The following is a 25,941-nucleotide window of genomic DNA, read 5'->3' as shown; positions in this document are numbered from 1 at the left end:
CACAGCGAAAGAGATAGCCTATGGTAAGCAAACGTAAAGAGAGGACGGTCATTGTTGGCGGTGGGCACGCAGCAGGTGCCCTCCTGACAGCCTTACTCCAAAAAAAATATCAACATGAGGTCGTTCTGGTGGGGAATGAACCTCATCCGCCCTACCATCGACCGCCGCTGTCCAAGAATTACCTGACAGGAGACGTTGATCAGGAGTCGCTGTACCTGAAACCGCGCTCGGTATACGAGAACGCAGGCCATCAGTTGCGGCTCGGTGTGCGCGTCGAACAAATTGATCGGGACAGTAGCACCATCAGCTTGTCGGATCAGAGCAGGCTGCAATACGATCGACTGGTCCTGGCCACCGGGTCACACCTTCGACACCTGAACGCGCCCGGGGCTGACTTAAATGGCATTCATTACCTGCACGACATAGCTGATTCAGAGGTACTGCGTGAACAGTTAGTTGCTGGAAAGCGCCTGGTCGTCGTGGGTGGTGGTTACATCGGCCTTGAGGTGGCGGCCAGTGCCAACAAAAAAGGTGTTAATGTCACGGTGCTAGAAGCCGCCGAACGTCTTATGCAGCGCGTTACGGGCCCGGAAATATCAGCGTTCCTTTACGACAAACACCGTGGCGCCGGCGTGGACGTACGTCTGAACACAGCGGTAACCGGCTTCGAAGCGGGCGATCAGGGGCATGTGGCTGGCGTGACGTTGGCGGACGGAAGCACCGTACCGGCCGACATCGTCCTTGTGTCGATCGGCATTATCCCGGAAACCGCTCTGGCTAAGGACGCCGGCCTGCCCTGTGATAACGGTATTATTGTTGACGAATTTACCCGTACCGAGGACCCCGCCATCTTGGCGATCGGTGACTGCACCCGGCACCGGAATCTTTTCTTCGAGAAGATGCAACGACTCGAGTCTGTCGCCAATGCTGTCGATCAGGCTCGTACAGCCGCGGCAACCCTGATGGGTGAGGAGAAACCCTATGATAGCGTTCCATGGTTCTGGTCAAACCAGTACGATGTTCGTCTGCAGATGGTAGGATTGTCGCAAAATCATGATCAGCGAGTGGTTCGAGGCACCCCCGAGGATAAAGGATTTGCCGTGTTCTATCTCCGCGAAGGCTGTGTTATTGCTGTTGACGCGGTCAACCTGCCCCTTGCTTTTTTGGTAGGCAAGACACTCGTTCAACAACGCAGAACGATCAACCCGGAACTAATAGAGGATCCGGATACTGAACTGAAATCTTTGGTGAACGGAAGGCTCCAGAGTTGAAGGCAATATGTTGCGTGGCAACCGAAGCAGCCAGTCACCGGAGTGAGCCAATAAATATGAACTTGATCCTCTTAACAATAAAAGATTGTGACTTTGCGCGACCGCTATGGGTTGAGGTGTATATCACTGAATCTTGGTTAAATCACACCAAGCACTTAATGTTTTCGGCCTCTTCTGTTGGAAGTGTCACTGTTGAAGCCGTTGGAAAGTGGCATCCAAGAACGGGCTACTCAGGGTTCAAACTGCAGGCAGTCTGTAAGTCAAACAGAGTGAGATTCAGGCTTTTTGGAGATGTAAATGGGAGGCGGGTTCTGACATCCGATATTGATATCAGGACACTTGACCAATTGAATCAAAGGTATGGCGCTAATGAAACAGTTTTTTATAGCAAGGACGTACCAGTGCTGATGGCAATCTATTACTCAACTAAACGGTTAGAGGTTTTTAAATAACGTTTGCTGGCTGCATTCAGCAACCTTTTGATCGGTGAAAAATATCTGCTGGCGTAGGCCTCAAGTTTGGGAATTCTCGAACATATGATGAAAGAAATGATTTGGGTCACTTAGGGAGACTCTGAATAAGTCCCCAAAATCAGCGATAATACGGCCGTCGTCAACCGCATAGGATCGTTGCCACCATGGATCAGATCACCTTCTCCGAAGCCGAGTACCAGACCAAAAAGCGCAAAACCCGCCGCGAGATCTTTCTGGAACGGATGGACAAGCTGATTCCGTGGAAGCAGCTGGAAAAGAAGGTAGCCCGTTATTACCCCAAGGGCCAGAACGGACGGCCTCCCTATCCTTTGTCTGCCATGCTGCGCGTTCACTGCATGCAGTTGTTCTATAACCTCAGCGATCCGGCCATGGAAGATGCATTGTACGAGATCGAATCCATGCGCCAGTTCGCTGGCCTGAAGCTCGATCGTCTGCCAGACGAAACAACGATCCTTAAGTTCCGTCATTTTCTGGAGCAGCATGGTCTCGGCAAGGTGCTGTTCAAAGAGGTGAACAAGCACCTGGAGAAAAACGGCCTGATGCTGCGTGAAGGCAGCATTGTTGATGCCACCATCATCTCTGCGTCCAGCTCCACAAAGAACAGTTCTGGCAAGCGCGATCCGGAGATGCACCAAACCCGAAAGGGCAACGAATGGCAGTTCGGCATGAAGATGCACATTGGCGTCGACGACACACTGGGCCTTATCCATAGCATCGACACCACTGCTGCCAATGTCCATGACATTGTGCCTTCCGGCAAACTGCTGCACGGTGAAGAGCGCCGAGTCTTTGGTGATGCCGGCTACCTCGGCATACAAAAGCGAGGCGAGCACAAGCACCGTAAAAATGTGTCTTGGTTCATCGCCAAGCGCCCGGGTTCACGGAAGGCCCTGAATGCTGACAAGCTGAAAGCCGAGAAAATCAAAGCCAGCATCCCCTCAAAAGTGGAACATCCGTTCCGGTACATCAAGCAGGTGTTCGGCTACAACAAGGTTCGCTATCGCGGCCTGTCGAAAAACACCAACCGGCTGCACTTGTTGGCCGCGTTCAGTAATCTGTTAATCGGTGAAAAATACCTGCTGGCATAGGGGCAGTGTGCCTATTTTCCGCCAAAATGGCGGGAAACGGGCAGAAAACATACAAATAAATGGAGAGTTGCGTCTGAATTTTCCGTTTTCTGCTGGCTCAAACGGATGCTGGTGAAAATCGACGGTTATTCAGACCTTCCTTAGCTTTCTGTAATTGGCGAGTACAATGTATGCGCCGCGAACATGATCAGTCTTTGTTCGTCATGGCATCGAACACGTTTTTGTGGCTAACTGAGACCAACGTTTTATTAACGTACTGGAAGACCGATTTGCCGATGGAGATTCTTGATAACCTGCTTCATCGATACCCCCTTCGATTTCGCAGTGTGGCAAGCCCCAATATCCTAGACACCTGACAGCTTTGTGAAGTACTGCTTTTCTAAGGAGGCTCTGAATAAGTCTCCAAAATCAGCGATAATACGGCCATCGTCAATCGCATAGGATCGTTGCCAGCATGGATCAGATCACCTTCTCCGAAGCCGAATACCAGACCAAGAAGCGCAAGACCCGTCGCGAGATCTTTCTGGAACGGATGGACAAGCTGATTCCGTGGAAGCAGTTGGAGAAGAAGGTAGCCCGTTATTACCCGAAGGGCCGGAACGGACGGCCCCCTTATCCGCTGCCTGCCATGCTGCGGGTTCACTGCATGCAGTTGTTCTATAACTTGAGCGATCCGGCCATGGAAGACGCGCTGTACGAGATCGAATCCATGCGGCACTTCGCGGGTCTGAAGCTGGACCGTTTGCCAGATGAGACGACGATTCTCAACTTCCGGCATTTCCTGGAGCAGCACGGTCTTGGCAAGGCGCTGTTTAAAGAGGTGAACAAACACCTGGAGAAAAACGGCTTGATGTTGCGTGAAGGAAGCATCGTAGATGCCACCATCATCTCTGCTCCCAGCTCCACCAAGAACCAAACTGGCAAGCGTGATCCGGAGATGCACCAGACCAGAAAGGGCAACGAATGGCACTTCGGCATGAAAATGCACATTGGTGTCGACGACACGTTCGGTCTGATTCATAGCATTGATACCACCGCTGCCAATGTTCACGACATCGTGCCCACCGACAAGCTGCTGCATGGTGAAGAGCAACGAGTCTTCGGCGACGCCGGTTACCTTGGCATTCAGAAGCGGGATGAGCATAAGCACCGCAAAAACGTCTCCTGGTTCATTGCCAAACGGCCTGGCACCCGGAAGACGCTGGATGCCGACAAACTGAAAGCAGAGAAGATCAAAGCCAGTGTTCGTGCCAAGGTCGAGCATCCCTTCCGGTACATCAAGCGGGTCTTTGGTTATGGCAAGGTCCGCTATCGCGGCCTTGCCAAGAACAGCAACCGGTTGCATTTGCTGGCCGCGTTTAGCAACCTGCTGATCGGTGAAAAATACATGCTGGCGTAGGGCCAGTGCGCCTGTTTTCCGCCAAAATGGCGGGAAACGGGCAAAAAACACACAAATAAAGGGAAAATAGTGTCTGAATCTTCGATTTTTTGCCGTTTAAACCCAAGATGGGCAAATATCAGCAGTTATTCAGACCTTCCCTAGCTTGCCGGTTTATTGACTAACACTTCCCCATATTCAGAGCGCAACTTGTTTTTTAATACTTTCCCAGTGGCATTGCGTGGCAATGCTTCCACAAAAATCACGCGATCCGGGGTCTGCCACTTGGCGACTTTTCCCTGATAATGAGCAAGAAGTTCCTCCTCCGTAATATTTGCGTCGGGTATTTTTACTGCCAACAGGATCGGTCGTTCATCCCATTTATCATGGGAGGCCGCCACCACAGCAGCTTCATTGATGGCAGAATGGCCCATTGCGATTCCCTCCAATTCGACTGTCGATATCCATTCCCCACCAGATTTAATAATATCTTTTGAGCGGTCACGTATTGTCATAAACCCATCATCATTGATCGAAGCAACATCACCTGTCTCGAACCAACCGTCTTCCTCAAGAGTCTGATTTGGCTCAAAACCAAAGTAGTCGGCTACCACCCAATGACCACGGATACGGAGATTTCCCTGAGCAACGCCATCTTCGGGCAGTTGATGGCCGTCTTCTCCCACAATTTTGAGCTGCACCCCGTAGGGAGGCCGTCCTTGGCTTTCACGGATTTTATTTCTTTCTCCTTCTAAAAGGGTATCGTGTTTCGCCAGCAGTGCATTGACGGTTCCGATCGGTGATGTTTCAGTCATTCCCCATGCATGGACAACATCTACGCCGTACTTACCACGAAACTCTGACATCATTGAGGGAGGGCAAGCGCTACCACCTATCACCGTCCGTTTGAGCGTCTTTGCCGAGGAGCCAAGCTCGTCCAAAGCCGAAAGAAGTCCCTGCCAAATCGTGGGCACACCCAGCGCAATCGTTACGCTTTCTGAATCGATAAGCTTGACCAAACTTTGTCCATCCAGGCCGGGACCAGGCAACACCAGTTTGGCTCCAACCATCGCCGTAATGTAGGGTACCCCCCACGCATTTACGTGAAACATAGGAACAACCGGCATCACCACGTCCCGTGCCGATAAATTCAGTGCGTCAGGTTGAGCAGCTACCAGCGCGTGCAGAACGGTGGAGCGGTGTGAATAGAGCACCCCTTTGGGATTTCCAGTGGTGCCCGATGTATAGCAGAGGCTTGAAGCCTGGTTTTCGGCGATTTCAGGCCAATTCGCGTTAGGCGTTCCTCGCTGGAGAAACTCTTCATAAAACAACAATCCTGGAAATTGCGCTGCAATTTCTTCGTCCGGTTCGGACATCAATACAAATTCCTCAACCGTCTCCAGTCGGTCACGGATATTTGAAACAATCGAAAGGAACGTTTTGTCAAAGAATATGGCTTTGTCTTGAGCATTGTTGATAACGTAAACGAGTTGTTCTGGAAACAGTCGCGGGTTAATGGTGTGACACACCATCCCGCCACCAGAGATGCCAAGATAACATTCCAGGTGCCCCACGTTATTCCAACAAATGGTCGCGCACCGATCCCCCTGGACATAGCCTGCCGTTCGAAGCGCCGACGCAAGTTGTCGCGACCGCCTCGAAACAGTTGCCCAGTCAGATCGACTGGGATTTCCATCCGTTCCTATCGACACAATCTCAGCGTCTCCATGGTAGCGAGCAGCATGGTCGATCAAAGAATTCACGGTGAGTTCTACGTTCATCATTTTGCCAAGCACGTTTATCTCCTCTCCATTTCTACTGCTCGTGGGACGGAATAGTTGGCGTCAGTAGTGTCCGCGGTGGGCGTGGGCGTCATAACCCGAGCCTGAACCGTGACATTTCCCAGGAGGATGTCGGCTGCATTTTCGGCAATCATCATGGTGGGTGCGTTGGTGTTACCGGCAACCAAACTGGGCATTATCGAAGCATCGACGACTCTAAGCCCTTCAATGCCTCTGACTTTCAACTCTGGATCAACGACTGACTCCGGATCCACGCCCATACGGCAGGTGCCAACGGGGTGGTAGATAGTCTCTGCATTTTCCCGGATGAAGTCCGCAATCTGATCGTCCGAGGACACAGAGTTTCCGGGCATGACTTCTCGCTTACTATGCAAAGCCATTGTCGGTGCCGCGAGTACTCGTCGCCCGAATTTAACGGCGGAAATCATTGTCTTGATGTCTTCGGGGTCACTCAGATAATTGGGCTGAATCAACGGATCGGCTAATGGATCAGGGCTTTTCAGTCCAATAAAACCCCGGCTTTTGGGCAGCAGATCGCAAATGTGTAAGGTGTAGCCATACCCGGTCATCACTTTTCGCCCATGATCCTTCAAAAAAGTTGGCAAAAAATGGAATTGCACATTCGGTCGTTCACACGAAGGGCTGGATTTAACAAAGCCTCCTGCCTCGGCTACATTACTGGTGAGAAACCCGCGTCGCGCAAAAATATAGGAAAAAAGTGCGCTCACTCCCCGAAGCAGGAAGCTGGGGGCAACACCAATAGGCAAACGTGAGTTCGCCGCGTGCATCAGCGTAATATCCAAATGATCGACCAGATTCTTGCCCACCTCAGGAAGGTGATGGACCAGAGGGATTCCGTGTTTCCGAAGCTCTTCGCGATCACCGATTCCGGAAAGCAAAAGTAGCTGTGGTGAATTAACCGCCCCGCCGGACAAAATGACTTCACCGCCATTATTGAGTCTGAGCTGGCGATATTCGCCCCCTTGGTTCAGTGTCACCCCAACCGCCCGCTGGCCATCCATTACCACCCGGGTTACCCGAGCGTCCGTTAGCACATCGAGGTTAGGCCGTTTCTCTGCGCCACGCAGAAACGCCTGCGCCGAACTCCAGCGCCGACCATTTTTTTGTGTCACCTGGTAGGGGCCCAGTCCCTCTTGCGTTTCGCCATTGAAATCCGTGTTCACCGGGACATCCACATGGGAAGCGGCGCGAACAAAATCCCGACTTAACGGATTGACCGATCTCAGATCGCTTACGCTGAGTTCACCGCCCTTGCCGTGGTAAGCATCCGGTCCGAAACGTTCGTTATCTTCCAGTCGGCGAAACAATGTTAATGCGCGGTCCCATCCCCAAAGGTCGGTTCCGGCAGCCTGACCCCAGTGTTCATAATCGGCTTTGTGGCCCCGGATGTAGACCATGGCGTTGATGGAGGAGGAGCCGCCAAGAGTTTTACCCCGGGGCCAGAACAGACGGCGCCCCTTGAGATGTTCCTGAGGCTCGGTTTCGAAGGCCCAGTTCACCTGCTTGCTATTGGCAAGAAGTGCAATACCCACAGGCATATGTATGAGCGGGCTCTTATCCTTTGGCCCTGCTTCAAGTAACGCTACTCGCTTCGAGGGATCGGCAGTCAGTCGGTTAGCCAATACACAGCCAGCCGACCCGGCGCCAACAATAATGTAATCGTACATAGTGACTCTCTTGTTATTGGATTATGCTCAGCCCAGAATACGAACAGCAGCATCTATGAGCCGCCGGACCCAGCGTGTATAGGGAGGAAAAAGCAGGTGGATGAGAGAATGCTTATCCTCCATCAGCGCCTTTTCATGGGAAAAAGCGCGGAAACCGTATTCACCGTGGGATGCCCCTATTCCAGAATTATTCACTCCGCCAAAAGGCAGGTCCGGATGCAGGAAGTGCACGACTGTAAGGTTAATCCCTGCAGCGCCGGAACTCGTTCGTTCGATAATATTTCTGGCAAAAGACTTGTTCTGGTCGAATACGTAAAGCGCCAGTGGCTTGGGGTTATCGTTGATTTTGTTGATAACTGAATCAATATCATCGAACTCAATAACCGGTAATATCGGGCCGAATAACTCCTCACGTGAGATATCCATGTCGCTGGACATATTTGCAATCAACGTCGGCGCAATGAAATTTTCTTCAGCATCTGTAATACCGCCTTCAAAGACGTTTGCGCCTTTGCTTTTGGCATCTTCTATCAGGCTTGACACGCGCTGGAAATGACGGGCATTTACAATCCGGCAATAGTCAGGCGTCGATTGCCGGGCTTCCGGCGTTTTCCCGTAGATGCGCCCGATTTGCTGTTTAAGTGCTTCATTGAATGGGGCTGCAATGCTTCTGTGTACAAAAACATGGTCCGGAGCGATGCAGGTCTGGCCATTATTGGCAAACTTCCCCCAGACAATGTATCGGGCAGCCTTCTTGATGTTGGCATCCGGGCCTACAATGGTCGGGGATTTTCCCCCCAGTTCCAGTGTCACCGAGGAAAGGTTCCTGGCCGCAGCCTCCATGACCAGCTTGCCGACCGCAGGGCTGCCAGTGAAGAATATGTGGTCGAAGGGCAGGGCCAACAGTTTCTGGGCTACAGCGGCATCGCCTTCAATCACCGAAACAAGATCGGGGGGGAAGGTTTCGGCGACAATGTTGGCAATCACCTTTGAGGTGTGGGGTGTCATTTCCGAGGGTTTGATGATAGCTCCGTTCCCCGCAGCCAACGCTGAGACGAGAGGTCCGAGCGCAAGATTGAGAGGATAATTCCATGGCGCGATAATTAAACACACACCCTTTGGCTCTGGCCGAACATAAGACCTCGTACCCCAAACACCAATGGATGCAGCCACTCGCTTCGGACGCATCCATTTACGCAAGTGTTTTTTAGTGTGTCGAATTTCCTGAAGCACCGGCAGGAGTTCAGTTAATTTGACTTCTGGAGCGGGTTTTCGAAAGTCCGCCGCGCAAGCCGCAATGATGTTTGATTCGTAGCGTTTAATTGAATCCCGCAGCTGGTCGAGCTGCGCTATTCGAGCCTCTAAGGTAAAACTTCCGCGACGCGCAAGTTGTGCCCGCTTTAGGGCCGCGAACGTTGAATCAATCGTATCGCTGGTTGACACATTGGGCAGCCCAACCTCCGCCAGACTAGCAATCTGCATTATAAAATCACCTCTTTCCGAACGAGACTGTTGTTATTTTAAATCGGATTATTAGTCTTCATAGAGGACATAGTCCTCTTTTGTGGCACCACAGTCCGGACAGCACCAATCGTCTGGAATATCTTCAAAACGAGTGCCGGCAGGGAAGCCTTCGGCTTCATCTCCGAGAGCTTCATCGTAGATATGGCCGCAAGTGATGCAGACCCACTTCCGATAGGTATCTTTTTGAGTCGAGTCTTTGGGCGATTTTGAAGAGGTAGGCTTCGGTTTCGCTTTGGGCTTTGTTTTATTTTTAGCTGAAGGAGTAGATGCGTCCGTTGCTTTCTGCGATGCTCCCTCGGTCTTAGCTTGGCTGGTGTAGTAGCCCCCAATTAAACCGGACACCTTGGTAGAAGCAAAGGCCTAGGCATAGACCTAGTGCAAAGGAGTGTCCAAGGTGGAGAGAATCGAAGTCATAACCGGAGTGCAGCGCCGTCGCCGGTATTCCGCGCAGGAGAAAGCATTCATGGTTGCAGAGTGTGAGCAGCCAGGCATGTCGGTATCGCTTGTAGCCCGGCGTCATGGTATATCAGCAAGTCTGTTGTTCCGTTGGAAGAAGCTGATGAAAGACGGTGGCATGTCCGCGATTGAATCCGGTGATGAGGTTGTAAGCGCATCCGAGGTCAAAGCCCTGAAAAAGAAGGTTCGGGAGCTGGAGCGGATGTTGGGCCGCAAGACGATGGAAGCTGAAATACTCCGGGAAGCCCTGGAGGTGGCTCAGTCAAAAAAGTTGATCTCGCGCATGCCGTTGCTGCCACCGGACGATACCCTCTGAAGCGGGTTGCGGAAGTGCTGAAGGTATCGCGCTCCAATCTTCTGGATCGCCTTCATGGTCGCCAGAAAGGCCGAAGCCCGAGATACAGCAAACAAGACGATGACCGGCATTTGCCGTTTATCCGTGAGCTGTGCGAGGCCCGTGCTGCCAATGGCTATCGAAGGATCACGGCTCGACTGAATCGGTTGCTCGCAGCCAACGATGAGCGAGTAAACCACAAGCGCGTGTACCGACTGATGAAGCAGGATGGGCTGCTGTTACCCCGGTATACAGGGCGACCTCAAGAGCGCTGCCACAATGGCCAGGTTATTACGTTGAAGCCGGACCTTCGTTGGTGCTCAGATGGCTTTGAGATCCGCTGCTGGAACAAGGAGGTTGTCCGCGTAGCCTTCAGCCTGGACTGCTGTGATCGCGAGCTGATGCGCTATGTAGCGACTACTGGTGGCATCACCGGTGAGATGGTTCAAGACCTGCTGCTGGAAAGCTTGGAATACCGGTTCGGCCAGTCAGAGCGAGTGCCTCATCCGCTGGAATGGCTGACGGACAATGGCAGTTGCTACATTGCCAAAGAAACGCGAGCCTTCGCGTCCTCTCTGGGCTTTGTCGTGTGTACCACACCGGTGAGAAGCCCTCAGAGCAACGGCATGGCTGAGGCCTTCGTGAAGACGTTTAAGCGCGACTATGTGTACTTGAACGATCTCCCTGATGCCGCCACGGTGATGGCCAGGTTGCCGGAATGGGTCGAAGACTATAACCGCAGCCACCCGCACAAGGGGCTGAAAATGAAATCGCCCTGGGAGTACCGGGCGGAACTGGCATCAAACGAATGAGGTGGTGTCCGGTTTAGCGGGGGCAACTACAGCTGGCAGTACGGACCGCTATATTGGTTGCGGACACCGAAAGTTCCGAGTTCGCTTCTTGAAGCGCAACGAAGTCAACCTTATCCCTGACGGCACAGTCTGGACAGGACCAGTCTTCAGGAATTTTTTCCCAGGTCGTTCCTGCAGGAAAGCCTTCGTGCGGATCACCAACCACTTCGTCGTATACATAACCACAATCCGGGCATTGATGTTTAGCCATTTAAAGCACCTTTCAAACGATATTATTGTCTTTGTTTTGGTAGCGCCCGACGCGCACCCTCTTTCAGGTGCACGTCAGAGGCTCTTTTTCTGCAACGTAAATAAAGTAAACGACGTATATAAGTTCTAATTAGCCGATCATTTAGACGCTGCGGTATCGACTGATTCAGAATCAGTCCCACCAAATTTACGCACATAGAATTCACGCTTGCCGGGTTGAATCTGAATCTTATCGAGATCTCCTTTAGCCCAATCCAGCACCCGGTGGTCCATTATCGACCGAAACCATGAGGGAAACATTGCGGCCAGGAACATTCCGGGATATCCCGATGGTAAGGAAGGCAGGTCTTTGAAGTCGCGAAGCGATTGATAGGACCTTGTAGGATGGGCGTGATGGTCGGAATGTCGTTGCAAATGAAACAGAATCAGGTTCGACATAATATGGTTTGAGTTCCATGAGTGGTGCGGTTGTTGACGCTCATAACGTCCATCCGACATCTTCTCGCGCAGCAATCCGTAATGCTCAATGTAGTTGGCGCTGGTCAGCTGCCACCAGCCAAAGGCCATTTGAATGGGCAAAAAGATCAGCATTAACGGGCCAAAAAACGCCAGCAATCCCGCATAAAGCACAGCGGTCAAAATCATAGGCTGAAGAACTTCGTTCTCCAGGCTCCAGACACTTTTTCCACAACGACTGAGGCGCTGTTCCTCTAAATCCCATGCCCGCTTGAAAGCACCGGGAATTTCACGCAGTGAGAATGAGTAAATGGACTCGCCCATGCGGGATGTCGCCGGGTCCATCGGCGTAGCCACATCACGGTGATGCCCCTTATTGTGCTCAATGAAGAAATGACCATATCCGACCACGGCGAGGACAAGCTTCGCCATCCAACGGTCAAACGTTTCTTTTTTATGGCCAAGTTCGTGGCCTGTGTTCAGAGCCAGGCCATTCACGATTCCCAGGGAAAGGGCCAATGCCAGAAACTCGAAAACACTCATTGGTTGCGTGGATACCCACCAGGCACTGACAATCAAGGCGGCATAGTGAATAGGAACCGTCAAGTAGGTCAGTACCCGATAGTAACGATCCTGTTCAAGCCGAGGCACAGCCGACTCGGGGGGGTTGGAAAAATCCTCTCCAAACATGGCATCAATCAAGGGAACTGCGCCATACCAAAGGATCAACACCAATCCGTACCAGATGCTCCATCCGGTCTGGGCGACCAGATAAAGGCCTATAAGAGGTGTTGCTGGCCACAGCACAGAAAGGATCCACAGGTGGCGCTTTCTGTCCACATAGTTTTCGGCACCAGGGTCCCTTTGAAGGGACTCTGTTAGTACATTTTCTGACATTGACATGAGGATCACCTTATTGTTATTAGATTCATCATCTTTTTACATATTGTATTGTTTTGCATCGCGCACAACGGGCCACTCAGATGAGCGGGCCGGTTGTACGCAGTTACAGGATTGGCTATAAGTTGGGGTCAAACAACTACCCGAACGGGTAGGTTTGGCGCCGGATAACGGTCGATATACGTCATGCCCTGGCGCGCTCGCGTTCCGGGGCGGCAAAGCAGGAGACTTGACTGTCATGACACGCCATAGCCTGGAAGATTGGTGCAGAAAGATGTCCGCCCGGATGTGGGGTCGTCAGCGTTTCATCACTCAAGGCTGTACAGACCGCCAGCGCCTGAGTGCTTCCGCGGTGCCTGGAGCAAAAGTCGTTCTGTACCGGGCTCCGCCGGGCTACGGAAAATCTGTACAGGTAGCCCTGGCAGCGAACATCCGCGATCCGGAACACGAGAGCGCCGTCTATATCAATGGACGATCCTACCCGGACCCGCGCGAAGTCACTGACAGCCTGTTTGCGGCGTTGGTTTTATACCAGATTGAAGGACCTGAATCCCGGGAAGCGCTGAAAAGTGACACTGACACCATCGAAGCGCTTCGGGACGCCTTGTTCAATGCAAGAAAGACCATAAGAATTTGCCTTGACGGGCCCGGTGAAGGGGCGGATAACGGGGATCTGATTGAGGATCTGATCTGTGAAACACCGGACAATGTAAAATTTTTTATTGCGCCCGGCAGCGCCGGGGCATTGCCGCGTTTGTCGCTGATGACGGGTGTTGTGACCTATGGTGCTGATGAGCTTGCCTTTACAGAAGAGGACCTAAAGGAGCCGGAGAAGCTTGGTGAGGTAACGGGTATAGGTGGCTCCGAAGCAGGCAACATTATACAAGCCACGGGCGGATGGCCCGCACTCGTCAGACTGATGCGCCAAACCCCGAACCCGGACCTGCCTCCCGAATCCTGGCCGGAAACCCGCTCGTATTTCAGGGACAATCTCTTGTCCGTGCTACCCAGACATGCGCGAAGGTTTGTTTGCAACGCAGCGATGCTCGAGGAGATCAGCGCTGAATGCTATGACTATGTCTATAAAACGCAACAGGCTGATCAGGAAATTTCGTTTCTTAACGAAAAATTTGCACTTTTAGCCCCCACCGCCGCCTCCGGCAAGCACCTGACCATGCACCCTGTGCTGAGAGAGTATTTGCGCAGTGTGTTTAGCGCCACTCAACGGGAGCGCCGTTCGTATGTGCTGAAACGCGTTGCCTTCTGGCATTGGCGCAGGGGAGAGTACCTCCATTCAATCAACGTCGCCCTGGAAGCCAGTGACCATCGCTGGGCGCGCGTGGTCAGTGACAGCATTATTCTGGATGTGGCGCTCCGGCAAGGTGAAATTGAAGTGCTTCGCACGTGGTTTGAAAAGGTGCCGGCTCGCACGATAAAAAAAATCGCTTCCTTAAGCATAGGCTATGCCTGGACTCTGTATTTCAGCCAGCAAGCGCGGCAGGCAGAGGAAATGCTGGCGAGTTCCCGCCATCCGATTTCCAGGGGGCTGGGCAGCCTTGATGAGGAGGGGTGGCGGGAACTGGTCAAGGCAATAGGTAAAGCCACACACGATGAATTGCCGGAGAGTCAGGCGCTCTGTGAAAAGTGGATTGACGCCTTTGGCGATCGCAACCTGGTGGGTAAAGGCGCGGCCCTTACATGCCAGGCATTCATTGCCTCCAGCGACCGCCGCTTTGAAGAGTTAGAAGAATTATTGCACAAGGCGGCTGTGGCCAATCAGTCATCCAATCAATTCTACGCGTTTATCTGGCTTAAAGCGGCGGAAATTCAGACAGAATTGTTCAAAGGCGACATCGTCCGGGCAATGCACCTGTTGCGTCAGGCGGATAAAACCGCAGAAAAGATTGGCGTACCAAAAAGCTTTTTAAGCAAGATGCTTGGTGTTCTTGAGGTACAAATCCTGCTCGAACAGGATCATCACCTGGTTTCCCCGGAATCTGCACAGGCATCCTTTGATTTCGCCTTGAATTATGGCGTTACCGACATTCTGTGGGGATGTACACAGACCTGCAGCCGTTTGCTGTACCACCAGGGATTCCGGGACAGAGCCATGGCCCTGTTGGAGCAAGCCCGCCTGGCCGCCAGCGAGCGCGAGCTCCCGCGCCTCAATATCCTGACGAAAGTTCAGCTGGCTGAGTTCACTCTCCTGAACAACGAGGAATTGGAGCCACCGATACTTCCCGATGAATCCGAGCTGATATTTACGCCGAATCAAAACCGGGCCATTCAGGCGCACATTGCTTTAGTGCGCTCAATGTACAGGCTAAGGCTTGGGAAGCAGTTTGGTGTGGCCGGGAACTATGCCAGAGAGGCGCTTCAGGCTGCCAGTGCCATCTCAGATGCCAGAACCAGGGTCGCCGCCCAGTATTGCCAGGCCCTGGCAGCCTTTGCCCTCGGTTCCTCAAAACCGGCAAAGCGCCTGATTCTTGATGCCAACCTGCATGCGGAGCATCTGAATTGCCACTTTACACCGCTGTGGATAAAAGAAGCGCTGCTTTCCCTGAGTCCCCTTGCCCGGAATCTTTTTGATGACCTGCCGGACACCGCTGAAGCAGCCACTACAAAGGACCCCGAGGTCCGGGCAGACGACCTCAGCGCTGCACCGGTACCGGGACATACCGACCCCGTTATCACGGTCAGGCAGATTTCCATACTGAAGTGCATAAGCAACGGAATGACCAACAAAGCGATCGCTGAGCGGCTTCTTGTGACCGAGGATGCTGTCAAGTGGCACCTGAAAAAGATTTTCAGCGAACTTGGAGTAACCAACCGGGTTCAGGCGGTCACTGAAGCGCGACTGCGCGGGCTTTTATAGTGAGTGAAAAGTAACCGGTGCTCTGCTGGTTGCAGAACCGGACTATTGGCAGGGGGCATCTTCCCGGGGTGATCTGTTTTCGGTTTCGACGGAAAAAGGGCCAGTCCGGAGACTGGCCCTGTGTCAGGTTTCATCACTTTTGCGTGTAGGGAGACACATACCTGAGCTGAAGTTCATTCGGTGCAACTTGTATTGTGAGCTCAGTATCTACGTCGATCACTGAGTTTACTACTCCATTAACAACCCCGCCCAATAGGCGGCAAAGAAGACCTGTTCCGATACTACAAATTGCAGACTCCTCTTCAAGCAAGCCCACAGTTGCTCGCCCCAAAAGCCTCGTTGACAGCACAATCGGCTCAACATTTCGTTGTTCTATGACGATCCTGCCATCATCAAGGAAGGTTATCGGTCCAGAGAGCTTCAATCCATTAATTGGATAGCTGCGCAGATTATCCTCAAGGCGGGTGTTCGCCAGTCCGCTCAGCCTAACGTTCAGATACGGTGCATCAAGGTAAACATCCAGCTCGGTCTCGAAGGTCAGCTGACCGTCTTTTTGTAGAATCACACCATCAATCAGGCCGTCGCGGTTTTCGCCCTGGTAACGCATACGCAAGGCGAGGGGTCCGGTGTCAAACTCTTGAGAGGTCTGTAAATCACTGGTCGCAAGTACTGCGAGCAACTGACTGCTCAGATTGACCCAGATGTCGCTAGGCGTGGTAAGGAGTACCGACGGATGCAACTTCACAGGCACTCGCGTGCTGCCATCTTCGGCAACGGTTGGTTCACCCACTATCTCAACATCAAGGTTTGCTGTCAGAAAAATGAATTTTTTGAACTCATCGCAAGCTTCGGTGCCTACTTCACAGCCTATCTGCCCGTTATCCTCAAGCACCCCGCTACTGATCTCCGTGATGGCAAGCTTCATGGAATTTTCAGGAATTCCGCTGATGGCATCAGGCTCTTCCGGGTCCAGCTTCAGATTAGCATTCACATCCCTGCTCGGGAGATTTTTCAGCGGCAGAAGCACGGAGGTTTTGGTTATATCTCTGGCAACAAACCGGTTTTCAAGCGGTTGTCCGCCTGACGAAAGGTCCCCGAGGCTCCTTCCCGGGTCGGCGTACTGGCTCAGGAGCCTGCTGTACAGGGGGATACCCTGTTGATTGGTAATACCATCGGTCAGCACGTAACGGTAGTTTGTTCCTTGCTCCCACTTGTCGAGTGGTACGGCTCTCAGTTCACGACCATTGAGGAGGCTAAGACTATAACCTTCAACTGACTGCCAGCTGCCGTTCTCGTCCTGCTTTTCCACAACAACAGTTTCGCCGGCCACAATGGAGTCCGGATCGATATCCTGTGAGAAGCGCACGATAATAGGCTCGCTGGCCGGATGCTCGGTTATGGGCAGCAAATCATCCAGCGGGCGCTGTCCAAAATTCGCGGAAGCAGGGGTCTGGCTCGTGATGCCACCAAGACACCGCCCCTGTTTTCCGGGCTGGGCATCCAGGTCCGTCTTGGCGCATGGGTAACCAGGAAGGGTTGTAAGGGCAATCGGACCAACGTCAGCTGGCGGAACCTCCGCCGTTGGGTCGAGCCTGAAATTACGGCTTGTGCTGGCCATCGGATTACCCGACAGGTCAACAAGGCCGTCCATCGTAAGGGTATAATCGATGCCATGCGTTAACGGCTCGGTTGGCCGGATAACGAGAGCCGGACCGTCAAGCCGGGATTTAAAGGCAACCTCTGCCGATGTGGTGCCGTCATTGGCGATGAGGGTGATATTGTCCGGATTGATGGATGACGGAAGGAGAGGTTCCGAGAAATAGACAATCAAAGGGTCAGAAGGCCTCTGTATGTTGGAGTGTTCCCCGGGGACCCAGCTCTTGATGAAGGGCGCTGCGGTGTCCGCAAAGTCGGCCTGTAGCGGGGCATCTTCGACGTTGCGGAAGCCGTTCAGCTTGAAGGAAATCAGGCCTGAGGCTGTGTCAATGCCCATCACGTCCGGCTCAATAACACCAACGGCTTCGATGCTCAGCTTTCCGTCTTCGACGAGGGCAGTGCCCACCAGTTGCACGTGCATGAGCTGTTGGCCAAGGGCGCCGTTGGTAACGGTGTTCCCGGTATTCAGGGCCATATCGATGTAGAGTTCGAGCACCCGGGGTGCATCCACTGCATCGGTATAGGGGTTGGGTATCAGGAAACCATTGGCATCCGAGAGAAAGCGAACCCCGACGGCTTCGGACTCGAACCCGGCCGGCACAGCCCCCGCGATGCTGACTTCTACAGAGCTTCCGGTGAGCAAGGTGCCCCGTTCGATCCTCAACGGAATGCTCTGAGCGGCCGCCTCAAACTTGGGAATAAAACCCAGTTCCGCGAACACAGTGCCGGCGACACTGGTCGGGTTCTCTTCGCCCAGAAGAAGGGAGCTCAGGTTTACCGAATTGTAATCGGCACCCGTCAGTGGCAGTTGGCCTGGCATGTTTTCAGCTACCTGAGCCATGATCTGGCGCTTGCCAGTCGGAGAGCGGGAGTCGGTCGGGTTGAAGGTCAGTGTGCGATCTTCGGACAGGGTGTCACCCAGCAGAGCGCTTTTTATGCCGCTGGTCACGGTCAGGTTATAGGTTCGGGCCGGATCCAGGTAGCCTTCCGGATCCACCGTAACCCGGTGGTCCTTGACGTATACTTCGGCATTGACCGGTTCGCCGGCCTGGTCCGCCAGGCGGATGGTCTGGCCGTAAACCACCGATTGCGGGTCGACGGGCTCGGTAAACTGAAGCCGGAATGTCGTAAAGTCCGTGACGGGGTAGTCGTTCCCTCCGTCCGGAATGGTTCGCGCCAGTTCAAATCCGGTACCTTCGGTCTGGCTCAGAAGCGGGCCGGATGTTGCCGGTGCTGTCTTGAATTTGATTCCGTCCGCGGTCAGGGACACTGGTGCGCCGCCAACCTGAAGTCCCTCTGCGGTCAGGGTGTAGCTGGTTCCCGGTGCAAGCGCCTTGTCCGGCTTTGCCGCAAGCCCCATCTTGTCTTCATCAGTGAACATCACGTCTGTGAGGGTAACCTCGTTCCCGGTGGCATCCCTCAGGATCAGAGAGTCAGGAATGTCGGTCAGCGGTGTGTCGATGGACTTGTTGAAACGCAGGAAGACAGGTGTTGTTGTGGGAACGGTGGACGTGACACCGGGCTGATCGCCGCCCGGGGGCGTACTGTCAGCCGGATAGGTAAATGTCAGCGATCCGGGTGTCGGAGCCCGGGTAACGGTCTGCTGGTCGCCGCTATCCCCGCAGCCTGCGAGTGCTGTGGTGACAATCAATGCAATAGTGGTTTTTTTCATGCCGTACCTCTTCAAAATCTCAGCGTAATTGAGCCGCTGAACACGTGAATATCGCCGTCTGCAGTAACGTCTTCTTCATTGCCATTGAAGTCGACAATGGTGAAGTCACGCTCTTGCAGCATCTGGTACTGGTAACCGAGGTCCACGCGAACGGGGTAGGCCAGAAGACGGGTCCGGTTGTAGGTGGCACTTAAGCCAAGCCCGACAGAAATCTTGTCTGTGTCCAGGTAGTTGATTTCCGGGTTTCGGGTGGTTTTCAGAGGGGATTCTTCATAGGCGACGCCGGCACGGAAGGTAAAATTGTCGTTCAGCATGTACTCGCCACCGAGGCGGGGAGTCAGGGTGTCCTCAAACTGCATACGGGCAGCGGGGGAAAGGCTGTTCTGATCCTTGATGGTGTCGCTGGTAAATTTATCTTCCAGGCCTGACCAGTTCTGTTGTTCTACACTGCCGCCAATACGCCAGCCGTCACCTTTATACTGGGTGCCGACGACCCAGATTTCCGGCTGAAAGGAGTCTATCGTGGTAACCGCAAGCGCAAGCCCCGGATCGGGAATCGTCTGGTCGACAATGACGTTTGCGTCGATACTGGTGGAAGCCGATGATTCTGCCCGGTAAGCAAGGGCCGTTTCCCAGCCGCTCAACCAACAGCCGCTTTCAGGGCAGAAAGTTTTGCCCCAGTCGATGGAGGTACTGAGAATCGACTTTACAGAGGGTTCGGCATTGACTGACAGGCGCTCACGTCGTGTCTCACCGGCCAGGTTCGATAACGTATCCAGCTTGGCTGTGGCTTCGAGGGTGACTCTTGCCGAGATTCCGGCGTCAATACCTCGCCAGATGTTGGTGGCACCACCGATATTGAGGAACAGGGGTTCCCTGCCATACTCCATGAACTGGCCGCTTTCTGATGTGTTTGAACTGAAGGCCAGCAGTTCCTTGCCATACTTCTCTACTCCCGCGATGAAGCCAAAGTAAATGGGGTGCTTAAAACGGGTCAAGGAAGAAAGATTTGTTTTCATGCCGATGAGCACATGCTGACTCGGTGAGTCGGCGAGTACGTCGCCATCCCGCAGGGGGCCATCCGCTCTCAGTTCCTGTTCTGCATGAAGCAGGCCTAGGGTCAGCTCTCCCCGGGGATCTTTTGTCAGATAAGCCGGGTTATAGTAAGTGGCAGACACCTGATCGTTGAACATAGACAGGGATTGCGCTGTAGCCACGTCGGCTGCCATTACCCCGTAGGTGGTGCCGATGTTGCCCATGCTGGCCTGAGTGGGAAAAGAACCCCCAGCGGACAGAATTGCGATTGCAAGGCAAGAGGTAGGGCCCTTAGTAAAAAGGGGAGTCTTAGGCATTAATATGCTCCGTTTTCTCGTTATTGTTGTCAGTACATCTATACAGCGCTTGTTGAGGCGGTCAGATGCTGTTCAGCAAAAAAGCTTACTTAAACTGTTTTTTCGGAACATTGGCCCTCTTGACGCCACAGATCGTCTTTAACTCAGCCAGGCTTTTTCGTGAGAAAGGTTTTGAAAGGACGTCGCTCAAGTAGATTGCCGAAGCGCTGCTTGTCGAGCTGATGCGCCGGGGAGTCGACCTGGTTACCGCAGAGGTCGAGTCGGCTTACGCCAGCTCGGACGACCCGGTTGAGCGTTTGCGTCTTTGTATCAACGCACATCTGCGAGCCCTGTTGTTAGGTTCGGATGCGGTTTACGTGCTGTTGTTTGAATGGCGGGCGCTGGGCCCGGAGGCTAGTAAGGAAATCATCGAACTGCGTGACCAGTACGAGTCCCTGTGGGCCGGTATCCTCGAAACAATGATTGCGCAGGGCGTGGTCCGGCAGAATGTTGACGGCCGTTTGCTTCGCCTGATCGGCCTTGGGGCGCTCAACTGGGTTGCAACCTGGTTCGACCGGAACGGAGTCCATTCACTCGACGCCATTGGTGATTTTATCTGGCAGATCGCTATGGACGGTGTCATCAATAAAGGTGTCCAGGCATGATCTGGATTCGCCGGCATGGACGTACCAGTCAAAGCAACAGCGCTACCGCCAGCAGTCGCTCTGGCAGTGTCCCAGCGATCAGATCGGCAGTCAGTCGGATCAGTTATCGCTGCTGTCCGACAGGTAGGCGCCGTCCTCGTCATGGACTTCCTGGCCGGTCACCGGCGGGTTGAAGGCGCAGATCAGGCGCATGTCCTCGGTGCCACCGTACAGGGTGTGCTTGTCGTGGTTGTCCAGGGCGTAGAGGGTACCGTCGGTAATCTCGTGAACTTCACCCGTGGCGAGGTCCTTGATGCGCCCGTTACCGGCAACGCAGTAAACGGCTTCCAGGTGGTGCTTGTACCAGAAAGTGTGCTCGGAGCCTGCCTTGATGATGGTTTCGTGGAAGGAAAATCCCATTCCGTCCTTCTTGAGCAGCAGGCGGCGGCTGGTCCACTGCTTGTCGCTGACTTCACGCTCGGTACCAATGATGTCCTGAACTTTAACGATTTTCATGGGCGTATCTCATGGTTGGTTGGTCAGAATCGGGTGAAACAACTTTATAGTATAAACATTAGGCATCTATATATTTCAAGTGGCCCTTTCCTCCTGCCACTGGTCATACCCCTCTAGCGCTTCCCGGCTGTCATTGCCCGGTGTGGCCCGCTCCGCACGCCGCGAGAGGCTTAACGTACGCTATTTTCCGTTTCGTGAGGTGGCCCCTTGACACGTGCGTCACCGACTCTGCTGAATCGCGTTCTGCGACGATGGCGGGTGACGCATGGCCTCGCTGGCCGGCAGCGCCGGAGGCGTGGACCTCCGGCGCATCATCAGCGCCGGAACAAGGGCGGCCAGGAAGATCGCGCCGACGATAAAGAAGCTGTCCCGGTACCCCAGCATGTTGCCCTGGCTGTAGATCACGCGGCCAAGATAGTTCATCGCCCCGGCCTGGCGTATCGCCTCCGGCACGCCAGCCTGTGCAAACAAGCCGGTTACTTCGTGCAGCATAGCGGTCGTTGCACTGTTGCCTGCATGCTGTGCCGCCGTGAAGCTGTCTACGTAGAGCTGAGATCGCCGCTCCAGAGCGATGGAGAGCAGGTTGACACCAAACGCCCCGCCGAGTTGGCGCACGAAGTTGATGGCGCCGGAGCCCTGACTGAGTAGCGTCATGGGGAGCGCCTTGAGGGCGCCGGCGTTCAGGCTCGGCATGATGAAACCAAGGCCGATACGCCCCAGCATGATCCACCAGGCGAACAGCCAGAACGAGGTATTGGTATCCACGTTGCTCATAAGAAACGATGACAACGCGAAAATCACAAGCCCAAACATGACCGTGGCATAGGCGGGTGTCCTGTCAGTCAGCCGCCCCGCGATGGGGAAGACCAGGGCCAGAATCAGCCCCGCCGGCATTAGCAGCAGGCCCGAGCGGGTCGGCGTGTAGCCCTGGATCGTCTGGACGAACAGCGGGATCAGGAAGGTCGAACCGAAGATGCCTGCTCCGAAAATGAAGGCCACGACGGAGGCGCCCGCATAGACCCGGTTCGTGAAGAGCTTGAGATTGAGCATGGGTGCGGACGTGCGCAGCTCCCAGACGATGAAGCCGATGCCCGCGACCAGGGCGATGGCGAAGTCGCGCAGGATGGGGTCGGAGATCCAGCCGTCACGCTGCCCGTTCGACAACCCGTTGAGCAGGGTCACGAGAAACACCGTCATCAGTCCAAAGCCGATCCAGTCGAATTTGCGCGGCGGACCGGAGGTTGCGCGCCCCGGCATCAAGATCGCGGCCATAAACAGGCCGATGAAGCAGAAGGGCACGGCCATGAAGAAGACATAGCGCCAGCTGAAGCTGTCGACCATGATGCCGCCAAGCGTCGGGCCAAGCGCCGGGGCCAGCACCACGCCGATGCCGTAAATTCCCATGGCCGACCCGCGTTTCTCCGGCGGAAAGACCTGGAAGATCGTCTGCATGGCGAGCGGCTGGAGGATGCCGGCCGCGCCGCCTTGTAAAACACGGGCCAGGATCAGCACGCCCTCGGCGGGGGCGAGCCCACCCATGATGGAGGCGGCGATAAAGATGGTTATCGCCAACATAAAGGTCGCGCGCTGGCCGAGGGTATCGACCATCCAGGCATTGAGCAGCATGGTCCCGGTCATCGCGGCGAGGAAGCCGGTGGAGAGAAGTTGCGCCTTGTCCTGGCCCATGCCGAAAGCGCCCATGATATCCGGCAGGGCTACATTGACGATGGTGGCGGTCAGGATAGTGGCGATCGTGCCCATCATGACCGTCGCTGTGACCAGCCAGCGATAGGACGGGCCGAAACGGGCGAATAGCCCCTCGATACTGTCCGGCCGGGGCGCGCTAGTCATCGGCTCTCGCCTCCAGCTCCACCATCATACCCGGCTTGAGTTCGCCGCCGTCCTGCTGCACCGCGATGCGCACTGGCAGGCGCTGGGTGATCTTGGTGAAATTGCCGCTCGGGTTGGGGTTGGGCAGCAGGGCGAACTCGCTGGTGGCGGACTGCCCGACGCGCGTGACCCTGCCCTCAAAGCGCCGCCCCGGCAGGGCATCGACAGTGATCATCACGCTCTTTCCCGGCCGGAAGAAGCGGATGTCGGTCTCCTTGACGTTCGCTTCGACACGCACCCGCTCGGGATCATGCACCATCAGCAGGCGTTGGCCGGGGGTGACATATTCGCCCTTGTCCACAAATACCCGGTCCACCACGCCGTCGAATGGCATGACGATGGTGCGATCTTCCAGGTCGAGTTCGGCCTGGGCTTTTTGTGCACGTAGCCGCTGCTCCTCCGGGCCGAGTTCGGCGAGCTGGGTGCGCAGCACCGTGAGTTCCCCGCGCGCGGCTTCAGCCTCGGCCAGGGCGGCGCGGGCATTTTCCAGGTCCGCCTGGGCGCTCAATGTCTGCTGCTTTGCCGTCTCCAGCGCCGCCCGCGTCTGGTCCAGGCGCGCACGGTTGATGGCACCGCTCGGCGCCAGCTTCTCCGCCCGGTCATTCTCCTGTCTGGCAAGATCGAGTTGCGCTGCCGCTGCTGCCAACCTGGCCTCTGCCGCCCTCACCGCTGCCTGTTTGGCGGTAATGCGGCTCTGTGTCTGACGGTCGGTGAGTGCGATGCGCGCTTCGATCTCCTCGCGGCGGCGGGCAATCCCGGCGAGTTGCGCGTCAAGCGCCTCGACACGGAGACGGCTTTCCCGGTCGTCGATCCGGATCAAAACCCTGCCTCTCTGCGCGGCATCGCCATCGGTCACTTCAAGTACCGTCACCCAACCGGGAACCCGGCTGCTCATGGCAACAATGTCGGCGGCGACACGGGCATCCGTCACAACGACATGGGTGAGCTGCTGATACAGCCACCAGCCGCCACCTCCGAGAACGATCAGCGTCGCCAGGATCGCGCCATACCATCGCCATGGCCGAGGGCGGGCAGGAGGTAAAGCCGTCTCTGACTCAGCCTCCCTCTTCTTGTCGGGGGCGGTGCGTAGATCGGTTTCCTGATCGTCGTCCTGGTGTTCCCGGTGGGTCATATGCTGGTTCACGCTCTAGCTCTCATCAGTTTTTGTCCACAGGCTGCATCGCCCTTGGGGTGCCGCCCAGCTTGTCGGCGATCTTCTCGAAGACCTTCAGACAGGTCGCCACCTCGGCATGGGACAGGTCGGATAAGATTTCCGCCCGCACCGCCGCTGTGGTAGCTTCGATCCGTTCCAGAACAGGGGCAGCCTCCGCACGCAGGTGAACCGATTTGGTGCGCCGGTCGGCGGCTTCCGTGCGGCGTTCGATCAGCCCCTCCGCTTCCAGCCGGTCCAGCGCGCGTACCAGGGTCGGCCCCCGCACCCCGACCGCCTCGGCCAATTCACGCTGGGTTGCCGCCTGGGGCAGGCGAGAGAGATGTAACAGGGTCAACCAGCGGGACTCGGTGAGGCCAAAGGTGGCCAGCCGCCGGTCGATTTCGGCGCGCCACAGCCGGGCGACCAGCCCGAGGCGAAGGCCGAATTGTTCCTGATCGTGAAGTGGCTTCGTCATCTCATTGCCTGCATCATTATGTAGCTGTACTATAATCAATAGATAGCTAAGTATCAAATGGCGAGGGATGTAGCCCCGAAGGCAGCACTGTCTAGAGCAGAGGACCGGGAAAGGCGTTCCATCCCGATCACAGAAAGGAGCACCACGATGTACAGGACGATCCTCCTAGCCTATGACGGCAGCCGGCAAGGCCGTGAGGCGCTGGACCAGGGGGCCGAGCTGGCTTCGCTTTGCCAGGCTCGTGTCTATCTCCTCGCCGTCGTCACCCATGAACTGGGTGTCGCGCTCGCTGAAGCGGCGGCACCCTCAGACCTGCCGGAGCGAGAATATCAGGAAGTGCGCCGCGTGCTGACGGAGGGCGCGGAAGCGCTGCGGCGGGCGGGGCTTTCCGTCGACACGCGCCTCGCTGCGGGCAACCCCGCCGAGGAGATCGGCCGAATGGCGCACGAGGTCGGCGCGGATCTGGTCGTGGTCGGTCACCGTGAACAGAGCGCGATGGCCCGGTGGTGGCACGGCTCCGTCGGCGCTTCGCTGCTCGCCCACGCGCCATGCAGCCTGCTGGTGGCCGTTGCGGACCGGTAGTTGTCAAGGAATATGTCGCAGGGTCTTCATCAAGGTCTTCGCCGGCTAGGCTGAGGAGAAAGCCCTTGATTCAGGTGTTAATCGGTTGGCGGCCACTGCTGCGCAGCATGTAACACGCGCAGTATTCGTACCGTCAAGGCATCCTCCTGGTACACGAGGATATAGTTCGACCAGGCGACGAGTTCCCGGGTCCCTTCAACCCGACCAGGGCGGCCTATTGTGGGGAACTCCGGCAGCTTTTCAGCTTTCATCTCGATATCATCTTTTACGCGCTGTGCTGCATCGGGATTGTCATCAGAGATGTAATCGACAATCCCTAGCAGATCGGTACGAGCCAGTTCCAGCCATTCCAGTTCAGGCACGGCGACGCTTTCTGTCGATCAACGCTTGTGCCTCATCCATTACCTGTTGATGAGGAACGGTAGGTCGGGCATCAGCCAGGGCCTCTTTCACTTTATCGCGGAACCAGGCGTCATGGGCTTCCGGATCAGCCGTTAACCCAACGGGCAATCCGCCCTCTTTGGTTACGCGGGTTAGAAGGATGCGGACGGCATCTGATACCGTCAAGCCGAAGCTGGCGAGCTTTTCCGCTGCATCAGCCTTCAGCTCGTCGTCCACACGAACGTGCAGCATTGAAGTGTGAGCCATGATGAATTCTCCGTTTGTCATGCGTAACTCTACTTTGTATCTCAAAT

General features: G+C 55.0%; 20 protein-coding genes and 1 pseudogene. 7 read left to right on the top strand and 14 right to left on the bottom strand.

Going from position 1 to position 25,941, the window contains the following annotated elements:
- The first annotated feature begins 20 nt into the window (after nucleotides 1–20).
- The 3 genes from ABNF92_RS07945 to ABNF92_RS07935 all read left to right on the top strand — a co-directional run bounded on the left by ABNF92_RS07945 (nucleotide 21) and on the right by ABNF92_RS07935 (nucleotide 4,252).
- Nucleotides 21–1,271, top strand: coding sequence for an FAD-dependent oxidoreductase (locus ABNF92_RS07945; protein ID WP_011784143.1), 1,251 nt, complete (start codon nucleotides 21–23; stop codon nucleotides 1,269–1,271).
- A gap of 637 nt (nucleotides 1,272–1,908) precedes the next feature.
- The gene (locus ABNF92_RS07940; protein ID WP_011784144.1) at nucleotides 1,909–2,853 is read left to right on the top strand and encodes an IS5 family transposase; all 945 of its coding nucleotides are present in this window, start codon (nucleotides 1,909–1,911) and stop codon (nucleotides 2,851–2,853) included.
- A gap of 454 nt (nucleotides 2,854–3,307) precedes the next feature.
- Nucleotides 3,308–4,252 (top strand): IS5 family transposase, encoded by a 945-nt coding sequence (locus ABNF92_RS07935; protein WP_011784145.1) that lies wholly within the window; start codon nucleotides 3,308–3,310, stop codon nucleotides 4,250–4,252.
- 140 nt (nucleotides 4,253–4,392) lie between these two features.
- Here ABNF92_RS07935 and ABNF92_RS07930 read toward each other — a convergent pair whose 3' ends face one another.
- From ABNF92_RS07930 to ABNF92_RS07915, 4 genes are read right to left on the bottom strand one after another with little or no spacing between them, the layout of a single operon-like run.
- Entirely contained in the window at nucleotides 4,393–6,015 is a 1,623-nt protein-coding gene (locus ABNF92_RS07930; RefSeq protein ID WP_181799995.1) for a long-chain fatty acid--CoA ligase, read from the bottom strand.
- Between the two features lie 14 nt (nucleotides 6,016–6,029).
- Nucleotides 6,030–7,721, bottom strand: coding sequence for a choline dehydrogenase (locus ABNF92_RS07925; RefSeq protein ID WP_011784147.1), 1,692 nt, complete (start codon nucleotides 7,719–7,721; stop codon nucleotides 6,030–6,032).
- Between the two features lie 27 nt (nucleotides 7,722–7,748).
- Nucleotides 7,749–9,203, bottom strand: a complete 1,455-nt coding sequence (locus ABNF92_RS07920) for an aldehyde dehydrogenase family protein (protein WP_011784148.1) — start codon at nucleotides 9,201–9,203, stop codon at nucleotides 7,749–7,751.
- A gap of 51 nt (nucleotides 9,204–9,254) precedes the next feature.
- Entirely contained in the window at nucleotides 9,255–9,587 is a 333-nt protein-coding gene (locus tag ABNF92_RS07915) for a rubredoxin (RefSeq protein WP_349343869.1), read from the bottom strand.
- A 52-nt stretch (nucleotides 9,588–9,639) separates the two neighbouring features.
- Here ABNF92_RS07915 and ABNF92_RS07910 point away from each other — a divergent pair.
- Nucleotides 9,640–10,847, top strand: a protein-coding gene (locus ABNF92_RS07910; RefSeq protein ID WP_349342663.1) for an IS3-like element ISMaq2 family transposase whose coding sequence is annotated in 2 segments (ribosomal slippage) — nucleotides 9,640–9,967 and nucleotides 9,967–10,847 — 1,209 coding nt in all. Because the reading frame shifts where the segments join, the coding sequence is not laid out codon by codon here.
- A 100-nt stretch (nucleotides 10,848–10,947) separates the two neighbouring features.
- Here the strand turns inward: ABNF92_RS07910 and ABNF92_RS07905 are convergent.
- Together ABNF92_RS07905 and ABNF92_RS07900 are read right to left on the bottom strand one after the other, a co-directional pair.
- Nucleotides 10,948–11,097 (bottom strand): annotated as a pseudogene (locus ABNF92_RS07905) (rubredoxin); the annotation flags it as partial.
- Between the two features lie 137 nt (nucleotides 11,098–11,234).
- Nucleotides 11,235–12,449: an alkane 1-monooxygenase gene (locus tag ABNF92_RS07900; RefSeq protein ID WP_041656661.1), complete on the bottom strand. Its 1,215-nt coding sequence runs from the start codon at nucleotides 12,447–12,449 to the stop codon at nucleotides 11,235–11,237.
- A gap of 241 nt (nucleotides 12,450–12,690) precedes the next feature.
- On the opposite strand from ABNF92_RS07900, the gene ABNF92_RS07895 reads away from it, so the two are divergent.
- Nucleotides 12,691–15,327 (top strand): LuxR C-terminal-related transcriptional regulator, encoded by a 2,637-nt coding sequence (locus ABNF92_RS07895; protein WP_349343868.1) that lies wholly within the window; start codon nucleotides 12,691–12,693, stop codon nucleotides 15,325–15,327.
- Nucleotides 15,328–15,460: 133 nt separating this feature from the next.
- Here the strand turns inward: ABNF92_RS07895 and ABNF92_RS07890 are convergent, their stop codons facing one another.
- Entirely contained in the window at nucleotides 15,461–18,655 is a 3,195-nt protein-coding gene (locus tag ABNF92_RS07890; protein ID WP_011784152.1) for an Ig-like domain-containing protein, read from the bottom strand.
- 11 nt (nucleotides 18,656–18,666) lie between these two features.
- Entirely contained in the window at nucleotides 18,667–20,007 is a 1,341-nt protein-coding gene (gene aupA / locus ABNF92_RS07885; protein WP_036219378.1) for an alkane uptake protein AupA, read from the bottom strand.
- 221 nt (nucleotides 20,008–20,228) lie between these two features.
- Between aupA and ABNF92_RS07880 the strand changes: the two genes are divergently transcribed.
- On the top strand, nucleotides 20,229–20,651 hold the full coding sequence (locus ABNF92_RS07880) for a TetR/AcrR family transcriptional regulator C-terminal domain-containing protein (RefSeq protein ID WP_011784155.1): 423 nt from the start codon (nucleotides 20,229–20,231) through the stop codon (nucleotides 20,649–20,651).
- Nucleotides 20,652–20,750: 99 nt separating this feature from the next.
- On the opposite strand, the gene ABNF92_RS07875 is transcribed toward ABNF92_RS07880, so the two are convergent.
- The 4 genes from ABNF92_RS07875 to slyA form a co-directional block, all read right to left on the bottom strand.
- Entirely contained in the window at nucleotides 20,751–21,146 is a 396-nt protein-coding gene (locus tag ABNF92_RS07875; RefSeq protein ID WP_011784156.1) for an ectoine synthase, read from the bottom strand.
- A gap of 219 nt (nucleotides 21,147–21,365) precedes the next feature.
- Nucleotides 21,366–22,997 (bottom strand): DHA2 family efflux MFS transporter permease subunit, encoded by a 1,632-nt coding sequence (locus tag ABNF92_RS07870; protein ID WP_011784157.1) that lies wholly within the window; start codon nucleotides 22,995–22,997, stop codon nucleotides 21,366–21,368.
- Nucleotides 22,990–24,180: an HlyD family secretion protein gene (locus tag ABNF92_RS07865; protein ID WP_198324799.1), complete on the bottom strand. Its 1,191-nt coding sequence runs from the start codon at nucleotides 24,178–24,180 to the stop codon at nucleotides 22,990–22,992. Before ABNF92_RS07865 ends, ABNF92_RS07870 begins: the two co-directional genes overlap by 8 nt.
- Nucleotides 24,181–24,193: 13 nt before the next feature.
- A complete protein-coding gene (slyA, locus tag ABNF92_RS07860; RefSeq protein ID WP_011784159.1) occupies nucleotides 24,194–24,664 on the bottom strand; it encodes a transcriptional regulator SlyA in 471 nt (156 codons plus the stop codon).
- Nucleotides 24,665–24,811: 147 nt separating this feature from the next.
- Here slyA and ABNF92_RS07855 point away from each other — a divergent pair, with 147 nt between their 5' ends.
- Complete coding sequence (locus tag ABNF92_RS07855) at nucleotides 24,812–25,246, top strand: universal stress protein (protein WP_011784160.1); 435 nt, start codon at nucleotides 24,812–24,814, stop codon at nucleotides 25,244–25,246.
- Between the two features lie 77 nt (nucleotides 25,247–25,323).
- On the opposite strand, the gene ABNF92_RS07850 is transcribed toward ABNF92_RS07855, so the two are convergent.
- Entirely contained in the window at nucleotides 25,324–25,608 is a 285-nt protein-coding gene (locus ABNF92_RS07850) for a type II toxin-antitoxin system RelE/ParE family toxin (protein WP_011784161.1), read from the bottom strand.
- Nucleotides 25,601–25,897 carry a type II toxin-antitoxin system RelB/DinJ family antitoxin gene (locus tag ABNF92_RS07845; RefSeq protein WP_031209720.1) on the bottom strand — a complete coding sequence of 99 codons (297 nt, stop codon included), beginning with the start codon at nucleotides 25,895–25,897 and terminating at the stop codon, nucleotides 25,601–25,603. The genes ABNF92_RS07850 and ABNF92_RS07845 overlap by 8 nt, the downstream gene beginning before the upstream one ends.
- Nucleotides 25,898–25,941: the final 44 nt, after the last annotated feature.

Source organism: Marinobacter sp. MMG032 (assembly GCF_040112695.1).
GTDB classification, from domain to species: domain Bacteria; phylum Pseudomonadota; class Gammaproteobacteria; order Pseudomonadales; family Oleiphilaceae; genus Marinobacter; species Marinobacter salsuginis.
This window is presented reverse-complemented; position numbering and strand designations above follow the sequence as displayed.